The sequence below is a fragment of the Pseudarthrobacter sp. fls2-241-R2A-168 genome (assembly GCF_030209335.1).
In the GTDB taxonomy this organism is placed as follows: domain Bacteria; phylum Actinomycetota; class Actinomycetes; order Actinomycetales; family Micrococcaceae; genus Arthrobacter.
The window spans coordinates 154,679-171,592 of record NZ_JARVSG010000016.1 but is presented as its reverse complement, the minus strand read 5'-3'; the positions used below and the strand labels follow the sequence as shown (position 1 = coordinate 171,592).

The window sequence follows — 16,914 nt, the reverse complement described above, 5'->3', positions numbered from 1 at the left end:
AGGACGGTACCCGCGCCAATCGTTGGACCCGCGCGAGGTCAGGACCATATCCTCGCACGATTCCCGGGCTCCTGGTGGGCGTCCTGCTAGGGTCTGGGAATGGATGAAAAACTGGGGAAGTTCATCGACAATTTTGCGCTTCTGGTGCAGTTGGCCCAGGCAGGCAGCCACCGCCGCCAGCCCGGAACGCAGCTGCTGGAAGCCTTGACCGGGCACCTGGGCGTGGCGGCCGAAAACCTTGCCGTGGTGGAGGAAGAAATTCCGCCTCATCGGTTCGTTGATGCGGACATCGTGATGGCGGACCTCGCTGCCCTCGACCCGGGAAGCCGCCTGGTGGGGATCGGCGGGGGCGGTCAGCGGCACCACCAGTCGCTCAGCGACATGGTCCAGCAGTCGCAGGTGTTCCCGCAGTTTCCCCTCGCCCAGCCGGACTACGTGAATCTCGCGGTAGGCCCGGAGGCGCAGCGGCAGGCGGTGGGCTGCGGGCTGAGGCTGTTGACGTACGACGGCGGCCGGCTGGGTGTGCTGCAGCGTGCGGCGGATCCGCGCTCGGGACGGCAGTCGGCTTCGCTTGAGGTGGTGGCCGAAAACATTGGCACCGGGACGGCGTTCCTGGCCGAGTACCGGCGGCGGATGGACAGCCAGAGCGTGTTGAAGGGCCAGGTGGTTTCCCTGACCATGGGTGAGTTCGGGCCAAGCAGCGGCGGAGTGACCTTCCATTCCCGGCCACGGCTTGAGGGGCATGAGGTGATCCTCCCGCCGGGGTTGCTGCAGAAGGTGTCGGACCACGCTGTGGGCATTGCCGCCCACCGTGAGTCTCTGAAGCGCCATGGCCAGCATCTCAAGCGGGGTGTCCTGCTGTACGGGCCGCCGGGAACCGGCAAAACACACACCGTCCGCTATCTGCTGGGACAGAGCACGGACGCTACGGCCATTCTCCTGAGCGGGGGTTCGCTGGCCCGGATTTCGGAAGCGGCCCGGATGGCCAGGGCTTTGCAGCCCTCGATCGTGGTGTTGGAGGATTGCGACCTCATCGCCGAGGACCGGAGTTTCGGCCACGGGCCGCAGCCGCTGCTCTTTGAGGTCCTTGATGCCATGGACGGCCTGGACAACGACGCCGACGTCGCGTTTGTGCTCACCACCAACCGGCCGGACATGCTCGAGCGTGCGCTGGCACAGCGCCCCGGCCGGGTGGACCTGGCTGTGGAGATCCCGCTGCCCGCGCTTAATGAGCGGATTGCGCTCCTTCGGCTCTATGGCCGGCAGGCCAATTTCAGTGAGGAGGCGGTGGCAACCGCCGCCGCCCGTACTGCCGGAACTACCGCGTCCTTCGCCCGCGAACTGGTGCGCCGCGCCGTGGTGGCTGCAGCCCTGGAAGATGCACCGGTGTCGGATGTGCACCTGGCAGCGGCCGCGGAAGAACTGATGGACGACGCCGAGACCCTCACCCGGAGCCTGCTGGGCAGTGGTGCCCCGGGGAGCGCCTGACTACTGGTCTCCGAACAGGAAATCCTTCGCATGCGCCACAGCCTTGCGGAAGGCATCGTTACGGAGCGTCACGAGGTGCTCTGTTTCGCCGTCGGCCGGTTCAAGGTACCCCGTGTAGCCCGGCCGCAGGACCCAGATGTCCCCGGCCGGCGGCAGATAAAAGACGCCGAAGGAACGCTGCTGCTTTTCGTCGTTTGTCCAGACCGGCACCACGGCCAGGGCAGCGCCGGTTGCCGGGTTGATCCACTGTGCACGGGGCAAGGGCTCCTCATGTGCTTCGGGGTCCAGGAACGGGGCGGTGCCTTTGCCCCAGCGCTGTTCGAAGCGCTCGTGGAACGCCGGCATGAGGTGTGAGTCGTAACGGCGCCAATCGCTCATACAGTTTGCCTCCCTAACGTAGAGCCGCCCCGGTGGGTCCGTCGGCGGCTGAAGGTAGCCGATGCGCCGCGTGGTTTCTGCAGCTAGGCCCAGGGGCCGCTCTCCCAGCGCACCGGGCTGATCCTGATGGTGTTCCCCGAAGGGCGGCTCCGGGGCTGGACTTTGCGGACCGGAATCTCCCGCGCGGTTCCCGACGCCGGTGTTGCCCGGGCTGCAGGTGCCGCCTTCACCCCGCGGTCGTAGTCCGCCCGCCGGACCGGATCGCGCAGGACGGCGAAGGCCTGCATAATCCGCAGCAGTTCGCCCTCCGACTGCGGCGGAGCCGTCACCGGGACGTTCTGTTGGCTGCCCATGGTGGCCCTGCCCGCATCGAGGTCGGGATGGTGGCAGCGCATGAGGGCCCGGTAGGCGCGGGAAATCTGCTGCTGGGTGGCGTCACGCGGGACGCGCAGCGTTGCGTAGTAGTCCGGGATGTCGCTCATGTGGGTCTTCCGCTTCCAGATGCGTCCGGATACGGGGGCGGCGCAGGGCACCCGCCACGGCTGCCCTGCGCCACGGGTCCGTCCTAGCTTCCGATCTGGTGCATCTCGCCCTGCTGGGTCTGGATTTCGATCTTGCGGGGCTTGGCCTGTTCCGCCACGGGGATCCGCAGCGTCAGGACACCTTGGTCATAGCTGGCCTTGATGTTGTCCGTGTTCAAGGTGTCGCCCAGGATCAGCTGGCGGCTGAAAACACCGCGCGGACGCTCGGAAGCAACCAGCTCCACGTTGGGCTGGGTAGGATCCTTGCGTTCGGCGCGCACCGTGAGGACGTTGCGCTCAACGTTCAGGTCCAGCGAATCGAGCTTGACGCCCGGAAGATCAAAGGCCACAACAAACTCGCCATCCTCCTGCCAGGCATCCATGGGCATGGCAGCCGGGCGGGCGGCGGTTCCAAAGACCTGCTGCGTGAGCCGGTCCAGCTCACGGAACGGGTCCGTGCGCATCAACATCATTTCCCACTCCTTCAGCTTGTCAGATGTTGGTTCCTGCCATATCCACCGCTTCATGATCTATGGTGGTGGATATAGATTTTTTATAGCACCCGTGGGAAACTGAAGCAAGATCACCGCCAAAAATTCTGGAGAGGGCCGATGGCAGAGCAGGAATCAGGCCGGGCGGCCGCGCCCGCGAAGGGGCGCGCACTCTATGCCATTTCGGTGGCGGCGAAACTGGCGGGCACCGGCCAGCAGAACATCCGCCTCTACGAGACCCGGGGTTTGCTGACGCCGTCCCGCACCTCGGGCGGCACACGGCAGTACAGCGATGCGGACATAGCCGTGCTGCTTAGGATCGGCGAGCTCCTTGACCAGGGCCTGAACCTGGCCGGAGTCGCCAAGGTGCTGGAACTGGAGGAAGCCAACCTCAAGCTCCACCGTGCCTTAAAGCGTGCCCGGTCGCGGCCGCCGGCGTAACGGTTTAGTCCCGCTGGGTTTCAGCCTTGGACAGTTCGCCGGTGATCCGCTCGCCGGGAATCCTTGCCGTCCGCCAGGTATCCAGGGCGATGACTCCCCCGAGGATCAGCAGTGACAGCGAGACTGAGGCGAGTGCATCGCTGAGCCAGTGGTATCCCAGGTACAGCCGGCTGACCGAGGCCAGCACAATTCCGACTCCCGCTCCGATGAACCCCCAAACCGCGGCCTTCCTGTTCTTCCGCCGCGAATAGATCAAGAACGTGCCCACCAGCAGGAAGTCGCACGCCCCCAGGACGTGTCCGGAAGGAAACGAGAAAGTGTGGTCTATCCCAAAGAGCATCTGCTCCACCGGCGGACGCGACCGGCGCACAATCTGGAGGATGATCTGCGAAATGATGACCCCGCTGAGCATCGCGGATGCCAGCACCACGGGGCGCCAGGCGTGCTTCGCGGCGAAGCCCCACACGAGCACCACCACCAGCACGATGATGGGGAGGGCAATGGGACCGAAGATCACGGCGAGGACAATCATCACCACCGTCAGGGTCTGGGACCTCAGCCCCAGCAGCCAGTCCCGGACGGGCACGTCGGCTGCCGAAAGTCCATCTGCCTGGACAACGCTGACCAGGGTGGCAAGGAAAAGCGCCAGTCCCACCCCCGCCAGGATGACGGCTGCCCTGTACAGGTTGCGCCGGTCCACCGGGTCAACGTAGCGCTCCTCCACCACGAACTTGTCATGGAAGGCCCGCCACTTGCCGGTACTCTTCCGGGTGGTTCCTGAGCCTGCTGATTCCTGCTGTCCCACCGGCACGTCCGTCCCTCGGTAGTGAAGTTTGCCTAGGGTGAAGATTATCCCTGTTCCGGAGGGTTGGTGCGGCGGGAATCCGGCTGGCGTTCGGAGGGGCCCTCATTGTCCTAGCCCGGCGGTAGCCTGACTGCATGGGCGTGATGAACGAACTGATGGACCCGCCGGCCATAGCCACCCTCGTCGGCATCCTCAAGGAGACCTCGCCAGGAGTCCCATGGGAGCGGACCGCAGCCACCGGCGCGGAGCTGGGTGAGCTCAATTTACGTGCCCGCACCGACCTGGTGGCCCGGGCGCTGGTGGCCGACATCAGCGAGGCCAGCCGCGGTGACGGGTTTACGACGGCGGCCCGCAGCTTCCGCGCGGCGCTTCAGCTTCCCGAATTTACCGGCTGGGTCCTGTGGCCGGTGTCCGAAGCGGCAGCCAGCCTCGCCCTGGATTCAGGTGCGTTGGAGGACTTTGACGACTGCCTGGCGCTGCTGGCCGAACTCACGCCGCGCCTCACCGGTGAATTCGCCATCCGGCGGCTCCTTGCCCGGAACCCGGACCGCGCCCTGGCAGCAATCCAGGAGTGGACAGCAAACCCGGACGAGCATGTGCGCCGGCTGGCAAGCGAGGGCACCCGGCCCTACCTGCCCTGGGCGGTGCGCGTACCCGCACTCGTCCAGCGCCCGGAAGCCACCCTGCCCATCCTGGATGCCCTGTACCGGGACTCCTCTGAGTACGTGCGGCGCTCGGTGGCGAACCACCTCAACGACCTTGCCCGGCACGTGCCGGACGCTGTTGTTGCCACCGCCGGGCGCTGGCTCGGAGCGGCGGTCGGCAACACGGCGGACAGCAATACCGTGGACAAAAACACGGCGTGGGTGGTCCGCCATGGGCTCCGCACCCTGATCAAAAAAGGACATCCCGGCGCATTGGCGCTGCTGGGCTTCACCCCTGCGTCCGTGGCCGTGAACGGCCCGCGGCTGGACCAGGAAACCCTCACCGTACCGGGTGAGCTGACGTTCGCTTTTGAGATTTCCAACTCCGGCACCGAAGAGGTGAAGCTCGCCGTGGATTACTTGGTGCACTACCAAAAAGCCAATGGCAGCCAATCCGCCAAGGTTTTCAAGATCTCAACCCTGACCCTCGCACCGGGCGAGCGCCGGAGCCTGTCCAAGCGCCACGCCTTCCGGCAGATGACAACCAGGGTGCACCACCCCGGATTGCATGCGCTGGAGCTGCAGATCAACGGGGCCGTGCACGGCCGCGCGGAGTTCCTGCTGGAGACGGTCCGGGCCGAAACCTAGAAGGAACCGGTGGTGAACTGCCAGCTCCGGCCGCCGAAGGGGTTTCCGGCCAGGTCCCTCACCGCGGCGCTGCCGCCGGTCACCGTCACGGTGTATTTGGTCTTGGCGGCCAGCGGCTGCTGGGGGTCCAGGATCCACTGATTGGTGGTCCCGTTCCGGTACACGGACGCCGGCACCACGGCTCCGGTGGCGGCGTTCTTCACCGTGAAGGTGGTTCCGTTGACGGCCTGGACAGCCTCGTTAAAGGTGACGCTGATGTTGTTGGTCCGCCGCACCAGCAGTGCGTTGCTGCCGGGCGTGGTGCTGGTGACCACGGGCGCGGGTCCGGTCAGGAAGCTCCAGCCGGCGGAGGCCAGCGGGGTGCCTGTGGTGCCGCGGATGGCCGAGGTTCCGCCCACCAGTGTTGCGGTGTAGCGTGTGTCAGCAGCCAGGTTGGCAGCCGGGTCAAGGGTGGCTGTGCGCGTGGTGGCGTTGTAGGTGACGGTGGCGGGGATGGGGCTGCCTGCGGAGTTCTTGAGGACGAAAGTCCCGCTGGTGACGCCTTGGACCGCGGCACTGAAGGTGGCCGTGACGTTGGAACCGGCCGCTACTGCCGTGGCATCAACCCCGGGCGTCATCGCCGTGACGGTCGGAGCAGGAGCAGGGGCAGGGGCAGGCGCGGGAGCAGGGGCAGGAGCAGGAGCAGGAGCAGGTGCAGGTGCAGGTGCAGCAGCAACGGCACCGGCGAACAGCAGGCGGTTGGGCGTGCCGCTGGTGGTGCCGGTAACCACCCCGGCGGTGGCGTTGGTTGTGAGCGCAGCAGCCACCTGGGCCGGAGTGAGGGCCGGGTTCTGGGACAACAACAGTGCCGCCGCCCCAGCCACGTGTGGAGAGGCCATTGAGGTCCCGGACATGGACGCGGTGGCAGTGGCAGAGGTGTAGTAGGTGGAGGTGATGCCGACGCCCGGCGCGTAGAGGTCCACACATGGGCCGACGTTGGAGAAGGACGCCTGCCGGTCTGCAGAATCACTGGCCGCTACTGTGACGGCGGCCGGAACGCGGGCGGGGGAACTGTTGCAGGCGTCCACGGCAGAGTTGCCGGCGGCAACCACTGCAGTGACGCCGTCGTTGATCACTGCCTGGATGGCGGCGTCCACGGTGGTGCTCACGCCTCCGCCCAGGCTCAGGTTGACCACGGCCGGTGTTCCGGCGGCGTGGTTGGCGGCAACCCAGTCGAGCCCGGCCACCACGTCGGAGTTGTAGCCGGAACCGTTGCAGTCGAGCACGCGCACAGGCACCACGGTGGCGCTCTTTGCCACACCATAGGTGGAACCCGCTACCGAGCCGGCCACATGCGTGCCGTGGCCGTTGCAGTCACCCGAGCCCAGTGCGTCGGCGACCGCTGACCAGCCTGCGGCCACCCTGCCACCAAAATCGGCGTGCGAGGCCAGGACGCCCGTATCCACGACGTAGGCGCTCACCCCGGCGCCGGAGGAAGTCCAGGAGTAAGACCCGGACAGGGGCAAGGACTTCTGGTCGATGCGGTCCAGGCCCCACGGTGCCGGCTGCTCTGTGGCGGAGACGCTGACGCGGGCATCCGGCTCCACCGCAACAACGCGGCCCGAACGTGCCAGTGCGGCCGCCTGGGCAGGATTGGCGGTGACCACTGCAGCGCGGACCGCGTGTGAAAACGTACGGCCGACGGCGAGGCCCTGTCCCCGCAGTCCGGCCGCCTCTGCTGCCACGTCGGTGCTGGCTGCGTACTGGACGATGTAGCGGGCGGCACCGGTATCGGCAGGTGGAGCTGCCGAGGCAGGCACGGCAGTAGCAAGAAGTGGGGCGGCGAAAACCAACACTGCTGCGGCGGGCAGAACAAAGGCGGGAGTACGAATTTTGGGTCCTTGTTTTGGCGTTGCGGGCTGCGCGGGCAGACCATCCATCCGCCCTTACCAAAAGGTTAGGACCCAACAACGGCCAGGATCCGGGTCCTTGCGGGATCCTGTGCCAACACTTGGCGATTCCTGCGCCGGACCGCAATTCCCTAGTCTTGCGCGCCTCCTGCGATATCCGCCACGTGGTTCCGCCAGGAGTGTTCGGGCTCGAAGCCAAGCAGGCGCCGGGCCTTGTCGATGGACAGCAAGGTCTCGTGCTCGCCCAACTCCTTGGTGACTTTGACGGCGGGGAATACCTCGGCAGCGAGGCTGGCACTTGACCGGCTCATGACCGTATCCGCATTGGCAATGACGTAGGCCTCGAAGCCGGGCCGGCCGTTCTCCAGCGCGCGGACCACGGCCTGCGCCCCGTCACGGCCGTCGATGTAGCCCCAGAGATTCCACTTCCGCAGCGTTGCGTCGGCGTCGAAGCTTGGGAACTTTGCATAGTCGCCAGGGTCCATGACGTTGGAGAACCGCAGCCCGGAGATGCTCAGCTCCGGGTCCCAGCGGGTCAGCTCCACCGCCATCTGCTCCTCGAGGTGCTTCACCAGGGAGTAGGTGCTCTCCGGCCGCGCCGGGTACTCCTCGTCCACGGGGATGTAGGGCGGGTCGACGTCGAACGGCAGTCCCAGCACCGTCTCACTGGAGGCGTACACCACTTTTTTGATTCCGGCCCGCCGGGCTGCTTGGAACACGTTATAGGTGGAGAGCATGTTGTTCTCGAAGGTGGCCGCGTCAGGGATGATGCCCGGCGCCGGTATGGCTCCGAGGTGCACCACAGCATCAAACCCGTTATGCCGGTCATCCACGCCCAGCAGGACATCCAGGACCTGCCCGTAGTTGCGCAGGTCCACCACCACCAGCCCGGGGCTCCGCTCACCAGCCCGGTCCAGGTTCAGCACCTGGTGTCCGTCATCCACCAGCCGCCGCACCACGTGCCGTCCAAGCTTTCCGCTTCCCCCGGTTACTGCCACCCTCATGCGCGTTTTTCCTTTCCGTTGATGAAGCGTTCGACGGCGTCAATCGCCTGTGCAGTGATCTCGCCCGGGTCGCCGCTGCCGTTGACCGACACCAGGAGTCCCCGGCCCGCGTAGACGGACACCACTTCGTGGGTCTCCCGGTGATACAGATCAAGCCTGCGCCGGAACACGTCCACCGTATCGTCCCGGCGGCCTTCCTTCCGGGCACGCTCCAGCATCCGCTGTTCCAGTTCCGAGTCCGGGGCGCGGAGTTCGATGACGGCGTCGAGGAAGCCGCCCTGGGAGGCCAGGAAGTTGTCCAGCTCCACCACCTGGGGGGCGGTGCGCGGGTACCCGTCCAGCAGGAAGCCCGCCCGGACATCAGCGTCCCGGAGGCGGTCCTTGACCAGGGCGTTGGTCAGGTGGTCGGGCACAAAATCCCCGCCGTCGAGATACTTGGCGGCTTCGTTACCCAGTTCCGTTTGCCTGCTGACATTGCTGCGGAAGATTTCACCCGTGGAGACGGCGGGGATCCCGAAGTGGCGCGCCAGCTTTTCAGCCTGGGTTCCCTTGCCGGAGCCGGGCGGACCGATGATGAGCAGTCTGGTCATGTTCGTTGTCCCTCCGCGGCGCAGCTACCGCTGGTTTCCGGGTCCGCCGCCGGCAGCCCCGGCGCTGCCCTATTCTGCCCATAACGGGCAACACAATGCCAGCCTCCGGGAGGCGTTCCGGAGGCTGGCAGTGGGTTTCAGTTCTACCTAGAACCTCGAGTTGGTCCCCGGGACGGGTCCGCCGGGAAGGAGGTTTCCGGCGCCGTCAGTCAGCCCGGAAGCCGGAATGTAGGTTGGCAGCACGTTTCCTTGTTTTGTTGTCGGCGTGCCACTAGCCAGGTTCACGAGGTTGATGGTGAGTTGGAGCGTGCCGGGGTTCCATACCAGTGACGAACTGAAGCTAAGGTCGCCGCCCGCTGAGTAGTTCCCGTTGAGCGTCACCGTCCCGAACCTGATTGAAGGGCATCCTGGGTCGGTGCTGGTGAACTTCAAGGAGTTTCCGCCGGTGATGGTGAGGGTACCATTTGCGGATTTGATACCGGAAGGGTCCGTCCAGCCGCTGCAAATACTGGAAGGAAGCAGGGGCTCCGAGAACGTCACCACAACCTTGTCTCCAGCGTCAGCGATGAACTGGCTTCCCCCATTGCCAAGCGACACGGCCGAGACAGCCGGCGCCGTCGCATCCTTGGCTGAAGTGGCCGTCCCGGGAGCACTGGCATTTCCCGCGGCGTCAGTGGCCACCGCCGTGTAGGTGATGGTTCCGTCCCTGAGCGCCGAGAGGTTGAAGGTCACCGTCTCATTTGATCCAGTCACCGTCAGCACTTGGAAGACGCTCTGCGCGCTGCCGCCGGCCGGTGCGGTCTCGGTAGCGGTAATCCTCACGGATGAGCCTTGTTCAGCCGAAAGCGTTACAGGCACGCTGCCCACGTTGGCGCTGTTAGTTGCTGCAGGAGCGCTGCTGACCAGCGCCGGCGCCGTGATGGTTGGAGCAACGGGCGGCGTCGTGTCCGCGGCGGTCACTCCCACGCTTCGGACAGATTCAACGCCCACCCACGCGCCGAGTACCGGCGTGACGGTGTAGTACCAGGTGCCGGCCGGCAGTGAGGCTTCGCTGCACGTCAGGACGGTGACAGTTCCGGCGCAGCCGCCCGTGCCGGAAACCTTGATGCCGCCGCTGGCAGACGAGTACCGCGCAACGGTGTAGCCGCCAACCGGACGGCCTTCCGCCGTCGTGCCCTGCTTCCAGCTGATGGATGCAGCACCTCCGGACACCACTGCGGACGGAGCCGCCACCGCCGGGATGGCGTCGGCCCTGGCCGCTCCGGCGTTGCTGCCCAGGGTCTGCCAGAAAGCGTTGGCTGCCGGACCACCCCATGAAATGACGACGGCGGCGGCCAGCACCCCCGCGATGCGGGTGAGCTTGCGGCGGCGGGGCTGGTTGCGGTGCCCGAGCTCAATCGGCTGCGGGGCCTGGTTGGGGCGGATCATTTCCGGGCCTCCAAGGTGACGGGCAGGCTGAAGGTTGCTCCTTGGCAGCCCGACGATGATGCAAACGACATCGCGGCCGCGCCGGGCAGGGTAATGAGCACGGATGTGTTCGCGGGTATGGTGACCGCCAGCGGGTCGGCCGGGTCCATGAAGGTCACCCCGGTGGTGGTGCAGCCGGGGTGGTTGGCGTCTGCAGTCGCGGCCCCGTTGCCCCGGATGGCCTGCACCTTGACCGGGAAGCTGTTGGGGTTGAACGCCCGGACGGCAACATCGGCGGTGCTGCCCGGGACGAGACTGTTTTGCGTGCCGTCGCCGGCCACGAGGGCTTCGACGGCGACCAACCGCATGGTGCCGTTGACCGCGGCTCCTGAGCCCGCTCCCACGGCTGCCCAGTAGGCGTAGGCCGCGCCTGCTCCAGTCGCGAGGCAAAGAGCGACGGCTGCTGCCGCTGACTTGGCAGCCAGCCGCCGGGACGTTTTCTTCGATGTGGACGTCATGTCAGTTCCCCTCCCCTGTTCCGGAATAGGCGAGCTGGAGCGTGGCGCCCTTGCAGCCGTCCTGGTTCACATTGGTGTCCAGCATGCCGATCCTTGGCCATAGATCCGGCGACAGTTTGAGTGACTGAAGCGTTGAAGTCCCCACCGGAACGGTCAGCGGGTATTGGCCGCTGTAGTTGGTCACTGCATAGTCCGCAGGGGTGCAGGAAAGGCCCGCGGCGACCGCCGCCTGGGTCCTAGTCACAATTGCCACCGAGACGGACAGACTGGACAGTGCCAGGCTCTTGTTGTTGGGGTTCGTGATGGAAAGATTCAGCGGGACCGTGGCTCCGGGAGACAGCGGGGCGCCCAGGTTCCCTGAGATGGTGAACGTTTTTTTGGAGGCTTGGACAACCAATTGGACTACGACGCCGCTGGCCTGGCTGGTGCCGGCAGCGGTGGCGATCGTCAGGTCGGCCTTGCCCTCCGGGGTGGTTGCCTGCGTCACCACCGTCAGGGTGACGGTGGCGCCTTTCCCGGAGGTGAGGGTTACGGACGCCGGAGTGAAGGCCGCCGTCGTATTGGCTGGAAGGCCGGACACCGTGGGTGTGACGTTTCCGCTGAACCCGTTGGCGGACGTGAGCGAGGCGGCGTAGCTGGCGGTGCCGCCCTGGTCTACTGTCCTAGTGGCGGGATTCACCTGGATGGTGACGCCCGACTTGTTGCCCTGGTTCCCGCCCTGGCTGGCGGCGAAGATGGAGCCCGCCGAAACGAACATCACCAAAAGCCCCAGCAGCAGCATTCTCCCAGCTGTGCGGAAGTACCCGGATGTGTTCTGCACGAAAAACCCTTCTGGCCGGACTCGAGTGGGAGGACGTGGAATTCGCCGGCGGGGAGGTGCTGCCCCTCCCCGCCGGCGAAGCTCTTAGAGGCTGTTGACGTTGACAGTCACAGTTGCACCCTTGCAGGCGCTCTGATCGACTGTTGCGCTGTCATTGAACGTCAGGACTCCACTGCCCACCGACGTCCCTGTGGAGTTCTTCGGGACAGTGGTGTTGCTGGTGACGGCGGTGACGCTGAACCACTCGGGCAGGCAGCCGGGGATGTCTGTGGCCACGGTGGCGGTCAGCGCGCCCACCTTGGTGCTGGTGTTCACGTCTGAGTTGTCCGCCGTGTAGCCAACGCTGCGGCTGTCGCCGGGGGTGAGGCCCGCGTCGAAGTTCGCGTGTAGGGTGACGGTGCCGCCGCCTGTCGAGTTGGCGGCACCGCCGCTTCCCGAACCGGTGGTGGTCCAGTAGGCGTAGGCAGCTCCACCGCCGCCTGCCACCAGGGCCAGTGCTCCGGCTGCTGCCAGGACCTTGTTTTTCTTCGTCATTTTGCGCATGGTGGAGACTCCTTTGGCTGGGGGATAACGACTGTTTCTGAGACGCACAGCCATCGGGAACCACTACGGGAACTTGCTTCCGGCTGATCGATGACGCCCATATTTCCCGGCGCCGGGAGCGCAAACAACGCGTAGCTGTACTGGTCTTTTCACAGCATTGCCGGAACCGGCTTCTTGGTTTGGGGGCGGAGTACTCAGTTTTCGAAGCAGTGCGCAACGTGCCGCGCCAGCCCCAAAAGCGGCGTTGCCACAGGCCGGAGCTGTATATACTTCTGGATATCGGTTTAGCAGCAGGCCGTTGGAAAAGTTCGTCGAATCCAGCGACTTCAGCCGCCGGCCGCCCTTTGAGGTGGAAGGTGCATGTCGCCGGCTCGTTTTGACCTGAGCGAATGGCACCAAGAAACCGTGGCCAGCGAGTCAACTGCAAAAACCGATAACTCCATAACCGAGCACCTGCATGAACTCGTCCTCAACAGCTCTGACGTTGAGGACTTCCTTAACGAACTGGCGCAGGTGTCCGCCCGTAAACTCTCCGAGCCCGGCGACGAGATGCTGTGCGCCATCACCCTGCTGCGCGAACGGAAAGCTGCCACAGTAGCCAGCAGCAGTCCGGCCGCCGAGGCCGTCGCCAGGCTCGAGTACGAGTTCAACCAGACGCCCAGCATGGAAGCGTCCACCACCCAGGCAACCGTCTCGGTGCCGGACGTCCGGGAGGACGGCCGCTGGCCCGAGTACTCGGCAGCCCTGCTGGACCAGGGCGTCCGCTCCGTCCTTGCCGTGCCGTTCCAACTGGAGGGCGGGACGAAAGCGGCGCTGCTGCTGTATTCGAGCCGCCCCAACCGTTTCGAGGCCCAGGTTCTTGAGTTTGCCGAGGACTTCGTCAGCCAGACGTCCCTCGCGCTGCGGCTCGCGGTGCGCTTTGCGCACTACAGCGAGACCGCCGCCAACCTGCGGGCCACGCTGGAATCCCGGACCGTCATCGACATGGCAGTGGGCATCATCATGGCCCAGAACAGGTGCAGCCAGCACGACGCCTTCGAGATCCTGAAGACAGCCTCCAGCACCCGCAATTCCAAGCTGCATGATGTGGCTGCCTCAGTGGTCAACTCCCTTGGCCAGGGACCCGCCCGCACGCACTACGACGGATAGCAGCCGCATTCCCGCATTTGTTACCTGCCACCCACCTGCCTTACAGCAGGCCGCCGGCCTGCGGCGGTAGACTGATGCCAACTTTTGCCGGGGGGCTCCAATGGAAAATAAACGCGTCTGCCTGGTCGTTGAAGACAACGACGATATCCGCGGACTGATCACTGTCGTCCTGAGACGCGCCGGATTCGAGGTCAGGGCCGTGGCCACGGGCGCCGAAGGAATCGCCGCTGCAGCAGACCCCGCCGTCTCGCTGGTCACCCTGGACCTGGGCCTGCCGGACATGGACGGGCATGTGGTGGCCCGCGCCGTCCGCGCCTTGAGCAAGGCTCCCCTGCTATTCCTCACGGCCAGGTCTGAGAACGACGACGTCCTGGCCGGCATGGCATCAGGCGCCGCCGCGTACCTCACCAAGCCCTTCCACCCGAAAGAACTGAAGGACCTGGCCGTACAGCTTTGCCCTGCCCCTGTGCCGGCCGCTCCCGCTTCACAGGTTCCACACATACCGGGCAAATCCCTCTGCTAGTTTGCCTGCCTGGAAATGAGGCATGACTCCTCAGCAGAACAAACTCCGTAAAGGCCCTGATATTTGTGGTGGTGCACGGCCGCAGCCCCGCTACAGCGCCGGCGTCACTATGACCGGACCGCCGAAATCATGCAGGGCCTCGGTGCCGCCACTGCCTACAACATCGACGGCGGTGGCTCCGGCACCAGTGCAGGGCTCGGGGAAGGCTCAGTGGACCGCGCCGCCGAACAGAGCACTGTCACCGGCGGCGAGTACACCGCGGAATACACCGCGGTCAGGGCCTGGGCGGAAGCGGCGGCGGCCCGCGCTGGTAATCCCCAACGCTCGCTCACTTAACGTCGCCTTTCCCTCAACGCTTCATCACTTAACGTCGCCTTTCCCCCAACGCCAGCTCACTTAACGTCGCCTTTCCCCCAACGCCAGCTCACTTAACGTCGCCTTTCCCTCAACGCGCGCTCACTTCCGGCGACGGCGGCTCCCGCCGTCGCCGGAAGTTCCGGCGCTAAGCGGTGCTACTTGGCGAGGAAGCGCAGCAGCGCTTCGTTGACCTCCGCAGCATGGGTCAGGAGCAGCCCGTGCGGAGCGCCCTCGATCTCCACGTACTCGGCGCCCGGCAGGGCCTTGGCGAACAGCCGTCCGGTGGAATCGATGGGAAGGATGTTGTCCGCGGTGCCGTGGAGGATCAGTGCCGGGACGTCGATTTTCGGGATGTCCCCGCGGAAGTCCGTGATCCAGGTGGCCTGGGCTGCGACGGATGCAGTGGCCCCGGCATTGGAGGCGGTGTTCCAGCTGGCGTTGACGGCCTCCTGGCTGAGGCGGGGCGTACCAAGGAACGTGTCGCTGTTGTAGAAGTTCTTGAAGAACTCGGTGAAGAAGGCGTAGCGGTCTGCCGAGACAGCTTCCTTGAGTCCGTCAAAGACTTCCTGGGGAACACCGTCGGGGTTGTCATCGGTCTTCAGCAGGAATGGTTCCAGGGAACCCAGGAAGGCTGCCTTCGCTACCCGGGCAGATCCGTAATTGCCGATGTAGCGGGCCACTTCACCGGTGCCCATGGAGAAACCGACGAGCACTGCGTCGCTCAAATCCAAGGCGGTCAGCAGGGTGTTGAGGTCCGCGGCGAAGGAGTCGTAGTCGTATCCCTCGGTGGTCTTGCTTGACTTGCCGAAGCCCCGGCGGTCATAGGTGATCACGCGGTAGCCGGCCTCCAGCAGGGCGGTGGCCTGCTTCTCCCAGGAGGCGCCGTCAAGGGGGTAGCCGTGGATCAGCACAACGGGCTGGCCCGAGCCGTGGTCCTCGTAGTAAAGCTCGATGTCAGTGCTGTTTTCGGTTCCAACGGTGATGAAAGCCATCGCGGCGGTCCTTTCGAGACTGTGGGATCGGAGCGGGCGGCAAAGCTCGCTTGCCCCCGCAGTTCCCACTCTAGGGGCACAGCTCCTGCTCCAAGGTTGTCCGCCGTGAGCGCTACTTGGAAGGTTGCGGCAACTCACATGAAATTTGGGGGTTGGCACCCATGTAGTTCAGCGGGCCCGCCACAATAGTGATGGCAATGGTGCCGGCCTGGGCGCAGTTCCCCGGTGCTGCCCCGAAGTAGCCGCGCTGCCAGGCAGCAACGCCGCCGATGATCAGCCAGATGACGATGAGTGCTCCGAGAATCCGCATGATTCCTCCAAAGGCCGCGGCGGCTGGTGGGATCAATTATGCGCGGTGCACTGCGGAAAGTGAGAGAGCGTTCGTCGAAAAGGGGCGGTAAGTGAGAGAGCGTCTGATCCGGGACAGAAAAGACTGCACCTCCGGGCCCGGGGTGGTTACCGGGGCCGGAGGTGCAGTCAGTGCTTTACGTGAGGGCTAAGCCCGGGGCGATGGCGCCTAAGCCCGCGCAGCCTTGCCCGGGAGGGCCAGTTTGAAGATTTTGCCCCACGTGGACCCGACCTGCTTCAGCAGCGGCCCGGTGGTGTACTTCAAGCCGTAGCGCTGGCAGATTTCGCGGACCTTGGGCGCCACCTCTGCGTACCGGTTGGAGGGCAGGTCCGGGAACAAGTGGTGTTCGATCTGGTGCGACAGGTTGCCTGTCATGATGTGCATGAATTTCGACCCGGAGATGTTGGCGGAGCCAATCATCTGGCGGATGTACCAGTCGCCGCGGGTTTCGCCTTCCGCCATTTCCTCCGTGAAGGTGTCAGTGCCTTCGGGGAAGTGGCCGCAGAAGATGACAGCGTGGGCCCAGACGTTCCGCACAGCGTTGGCGGTCAAGGTTCCGTAGAGCGCCTGCTTACCGGAGCCTGTCAGCATGGCCACTGCCGGGGTTGCGGCGTAGTCCTTGGTGAACTGGGTGACAACCTTCTTGCCGAGGGCCTTGAGGTCCTTCAGCAACGCTTCCTTGGACTTAGTGCCTTCCTTGAACTCCGTGAGCTCGAGGTCATAGATGGCGATGCCCCACTCGAAGAGGGGCGCGAGAATGGCGTTGTACAGCGGGTTGCCGAGGTTCATCGGCTTCCACGGCTGGTTCTCGTCCATGCGCAGGAGGTTGTATCCGACGTCGTTGTCCTTGCCCACCACGTTGGTCCAGCGGTGGTGGAGGTCGTTGTGGGTGTGCTGCCAGGAGCGCGACGGGGTGACAAAGTCCCACTCCCAGGTGGTGGAGTGGATGTCCGGGTCCCGCATCCAGTCCCACTGGCCGTGCAGGACGTTGTGCCCGATCTCCATGTTTTCCAGGATCTTGGCCAGGCTCAGCAACGTGGTTCCGGTGACCCACGCGGCCTTGTTCTTGCTGACCAGCAGGGCGGCCCGGCCGGAAATTTCCAGGCCGCGCTGGATTTTGATCACGCGGCGGATGTAGGCGGCGTCTTCCGCGCCACGCTTGGCGAGGATTTCGTCACGGATCGCATCAAGTTCGCGCCCGAGTTCGGCCACCTGCTCGTCACTGAGGTGGGCAGCCGCGGGCGGGCGCACCGTGGGGCTGCCGGATTCGGCAAGCTTTCCCGGGCGCGTGCGTGAGTTCCCGGCGGAGCCGCCGGTGGATGTGGCCTTGCTGGGTGAAATTACAGACATACCGTGG

General features: G+C 65.3%; 20 protein-coding genes. 6 read left to right on the top strand and 14 right to left on the bottom strand.

What is annotated here, in order from left to right; translation table 11 throughout:
• Positions 1-99: 99 nt before the first annotated feature.
• Positions 100-1,488, top strand: a complete 1,389-nt coding sequence (locus tag QRN11_RS11935) for an AAA family ATPase (RefSeq protein WP_285251123.1) — start codon at positions 100-102, stop codon at positions 1,486-1,488.
• On the opposite strand, the gene QRN11_RS11930 is transcribed toward QRN11_RS11935, so the two are convergent.
• The 3 genes from QRN11_RS11930 to QRN11_RS11920 form a co-directional block, all read right to left on the bottom strand.
• Positions 1,489-1,866, bottom strand: a complete 378-nt coding sequence (locus tag QRN11_RS11930) for a hypothetical protein (protein WP_091421395.1) — start codon at positions 1,864-1,866, stop codon at positions 1,489-1,491. It lies immediately after the preceding gene.
• An 83-nt stretch (positions 1,867-1,949) separates the two neighbouring features.
• Positions 1,950-2,348: a J domain-containing protein gene (locus QRN11_RS11925; RefSeq protein ID WP_285251122.1), complete on the bottom strand. Its 399-nt coding sequence runs from the start codon at positions 2,346-2,348 to the stop codon at positions 1,950-1,952.
• 83 nt (positions 2,349-2,431) lie between these two features.
• A complete protein-coding gene (locus tag QRN11_RS11920; RefSeq protein WP_091421651.1) occupies positions 2,432-2,857 on the bottom strand; it encodes an Hsp20/alpha crystallin family protein in 426 nt (141 codons plus the stop codon).
• Between the two features lie 141 nt (positions 2,858-2,998).
• Here QRN11_RS11920 and QRN11_RS11915 point away from each other — a divergent pair, with 141 nt between their 5' ends.
• Positions 2,999-3,319 (top strand): MerR family transcriptional regulator, encoded by a 321-nt coding sequence (locus QRN11_RS11915; protein WP_285251121.1) that lies wholly within the window; start codon positions 2,999-3,001, stop codon positions 3,317-3,319.
• Between the two features lie 4 nt (positions 3,320-3,323).
• On the opposite strand, the gene QRN11_RS11910 is transcribed toward QRN11_RS11915, so the two are convergent.
• Positions 3,324-4,124 (bottom strand): phosphatase PAP2 family protein, encoded by an 801-nt coding sequence (locus QRN11_RS11910; protein ID WP_285251120.1) that lies wholly within the window; start codon positions 4,122-4,124, stop codon positions 3,324-3,326.
• 134 nt (positions 4,125-4,258) lie between these two features.
• Between QRN11_RS11910 and QRN11_RS11905 the strand changes: the two genes are divergently transcribed.
• Complete coding sequence (locus QRN11_RS11905) at positions 4,259-5,416, top strand: DNA alkylation repair protein (RefSeq protein WP_285251119.1); 1,158 nt, start codon at positions 4,259-4,261, stop codon at positions 5,414-5,416.
• Here QRN11_RS11905 and QRN11_RS11900 read toward each other — a convergent pair.
• The 7 genes from QRN11_RS11900 to QRN11_RS11870 form a co-directional block, all read right to left on the bottom strand.
• Positions 5,413-7,215 carry a S8 family serine peptidase gene (locus tag QRN11_RS11900; RefSeq protein ID WP_285251118.1) on the bottom strand — a complete coding sequence of 601 codons (1,803 nt, stop codon included), beginning with the start codon at positions 7,213-7,215 and terminating at the stop codon, positions 5,413-5,415. The genes QRN11_RS11905 and QRN11_RS11900 overlap by 4 nt on opposite strands.
• 221 nt (positions 7,216-7,436) lie before the next feature.
• The gene (locus QRN11_RS11895) at positions 7,437-8,309 is read right to left on the bottom strand and encodes an NAD-dependent epimerase/dehydratase family protein (protein WP_285251117.1); all 873 of its coding nucleotides are present in this window, start codon (positions 8,307-8,309) and stop codon (positions 7,437-7,439) included.
• The gene (locus tag QRN11_RS11890; protein ID WP_091421422.1) at positions 8,306-8,899 is read right to left on the bottom strand and encodes an adenylate kinase; all 594 of its coding nucleotides are present in this window, start codon (positions 8,897-8,899) and stop codon (positions 8,306-8,308) included. Before QRN11_RS11890 ends, QRN11_RS11895 begins: the two co-directional genes overlap by 4 nt.
• A gap of 147 nt (positions 8,900-9,046) precedes the next feature.
• Positions 9,047-10,327: a hypothetical protein gene (locus QRN11_RS11885; RefSeq protein ID WP_285251116.1), complete on the bottom strand. Its 1,281-nt coding sequence runs from the start codon at positions 10,325-10,327 to the stop codon at positions 9,047-9,049.
• Positions 10,324-10,824 carry a hypothetical protein gene (locus QRN11_RS11880; RefSeq protein WP_285251115.1) on the bottom strand — a complete coding sequence of 167 codons (501 nt, stop codon included), beginning with the start codon at positions 10,822-10,824 and terminating at the stop codon, positions 10,324-10,326. Before QRN11_RS11880 ends, QRN11_RS11885 begins: the two co-directional genes overlap by 4 nt.
• A gap of 1 nt (position 10,825) precedes the next feature.
• Positions 10,826-11,644 (bottom strand): COG1470 family protein, encoded by an 819-nt coding sequence (locus QRN11_RS11875; protein WP_285251114.1) that lies wholly within the window; start codon positions 11,642-11,644, stop codon positions 10,826-10,828.
• 84 nt (positions 11,645-11,728) lie between these two features.
• Positions 11,729-12,187, bottom strand: coding sequence for a hypothetical protein (locus tag QRN11_RS11870; protein WP_285251113.1), 459 nt, complete (start codon positions 12,185-12,187; stop codon positions 11,729-11,731).
• Between the two features lie 405 nt (positions 12,188-12,592).
• Between QRN11_RS11870 and QRN11_RS11865 the strand changes: the two genes are divergently transcribed.
• From QRN11_RS11865 to QRN11_RS11855, 3 genes are all read left to right on the top strand, one after another.
• Positions 12,593-13,336 carry a GAF and ANTAR domain-containing protein gene (locus QRN11_RS11865; protein WP_091421657.1) on the top strand — a complete coding sequence of 248 codons (744 nt, stop codon included), beginning with the start codon at positions 12,593-12,595 and terminating at the stop codon, positions 13,334-13,336.
• 100 nt (positions 13,337-13,436) lie between these two features.
• Positions 13,437-13,859 (top strand): response regulator transcription factor, encoded by a 423-nt coding sequence (locus tag QRN11_RS11860; protein WP_285251112.1) that lies wholly within the window; start codon positions 13,437-13,439, stop codon positions 13,857-13,859.
• Between the two features lie 129 nt (positions 13,860-13,988).
• A complete protein-coding gene (locus QRN11_RS11855; RefSeq protein WP_285251111.1) occupies positions 13,989-14,195 on the top strand; it encodes a hypothetical protein in 207 nt (68 codons plus the stop codon).
• 176 nt (positions 14,196-14,371) lie between these two features.
• On the opposite strand, the gene QRN11_RS11850 is transcribed toward QRN11_RS11855, so the two are convergent.
• From QRN11_RS11850 to QRN11_RS11840, 3 genes are all read right to left on the bottom strand, one after another.
• The gene (locus QRN11_RS11850) at positions 14,372-15,208 is read right to left on the bottom strand and encodes an alpha/beta fold hydrolase (protein WP_285251110.1); all 837 of its coding nucleotides are present in this window, start codon (positions 15,206-15,208) and stop codon (positions 14,372-14,374) included.
• 112 nt (positions 15,209-15,320) lie between these two features.
• Complete coding sequence (locus tag QRN11_RS11845; protein WP_091421438.1) at positions 15,321-15,518, bottom strand: hypothetical protein; 198 nt, start codon at positions 15,516-15,518, stop codon at positions 15,321-15,323.
• 207 nt (positions 15,519-15,725) lie between these two features.
• A complete protein-coding gene (locus tag QRN11_RS11840) occupies positions 15,726-16,907 on the bottom strand; it encodes a fatty acid desaturase family protein (RefSeq protein WP_091421441.1) in 1,182 nt (393 codons plus the stop codon).
• Positions 16,908-16,914: the final 7 nt, after the last annotated feature.

Bases quoted from the DNA above. Each gene is read 5' to 3' on its own strand.
- QRN11_RS11935 (WP_285251123.1), top strand. From the start codon at position 100: ATGGATGAAAAACTGGGGAAGTTCATCGACAATTTTGCGCTTCTGGTG.
- QRN11_RS11930 (WP_091421395.1), bottom strand. From the start codon at position 1,866: ATGAGCGATTGGCGCCGTTACGACTCACACCTCATGCCGGCGTTCCAC.
- QRN11_RS11925 (WP_285251122.1), bottom strand. From the start codon at position 2,348: ATGAGCGACATCCCGGACTACTACGCAACGCTGCGCGTCCCGCGTGAC.
- QRN11_RS11920 (WP_091421651.1), bottom strand. From the start codon at position 2,857: ATGTTGATGCGCACGGACCCGTTCCGTGAGCTGGACCGGCTCACGCAG.
- QRN11_RS11915 (WP_285251121.1), top strand. From the start codon at position 2,999: ATGGCAGAGCAGGAATCAGGCCGGGCGGCCGCGCCCGCGAAGGGGCGC.
- QRN11_RS11905 (WP_285251119.1), top strand. From the start codon at position 4,259: ATGGGCGTGATGAACGAACTGATGGACCCGCCGGCCATAGCCACCCTC.
- QRN11_RS11895 (WP_285251117.1), bottom strand. From the start codon at position 8,309: ATGAGGGTGGCAGTAACCGGGGGAAGCGGAAAGCTTGGACGGCACGTG.
- QRN11_RS11890 (WP_091421422.1), bottom strand. From the start codon at position 8,899: ATGACCAGACTGCTCATCATCGGTCCGCCCGGCTCCGGCAAGGGAACC.
- QRN11_RS11885 (WP_285251116.1), bottom strand. From the start codon at position 10,327: ATGATCCGCCCCAACCAGGCCCCGCAGCCGATTGAGCTCGGGCACCGC.
- QRN11_RS11880 (WP_285251115.1), bottom strand. From the start codon at position 10,824: ATGACGTCCACATCGAAGAAAACGTCCCGGCGGCTGGCTGCCAAGTCA.
- QRN11_RS11870 (WP_285251113.1), bottom strand. From the start codon at position 12,187: ATGCGCAAAATGACGAAGAAAAACAAGGTCCTGGCAGCAGCCGGAGCA.
- QRN11_RS11860 (WP_285251112.1), top strand. From the start codon at position 13,437: ATGGAAAATAAACGCGTCTGCCTGGTCGTTGAAGACAACGACGATATC.
- QRN11_RS11855 (WP_285251111.1), top strand. From the start codon at position 13,989: ATGCAGGGCCTCGGTGCCGCCACTGCCTACAACATCGACGGCGGTGGC.
- QRN11_RS11850 (WP_285251110.1), bottom strand. From the start codon at position 15,208: ATGGCTTTCATCACCGTTGGAACCGAAAACAGCACTGACATCGAGCTT.
- QRN11_RS11845 (WP_091421438.1), bottom strand. From the start codon at position 15,518: ATGCGGATTCTCGGAGCACTCATCGTCATCTGGCTGATCATCGGCGGC.
- QRN11_RS11840 (WP_091421441.1), bottom strand. From the start codon at position 16,907: ATGTCTGTAATTTCACCCAGCAAGGCCACATCCACCGGCGGCTCCGCC.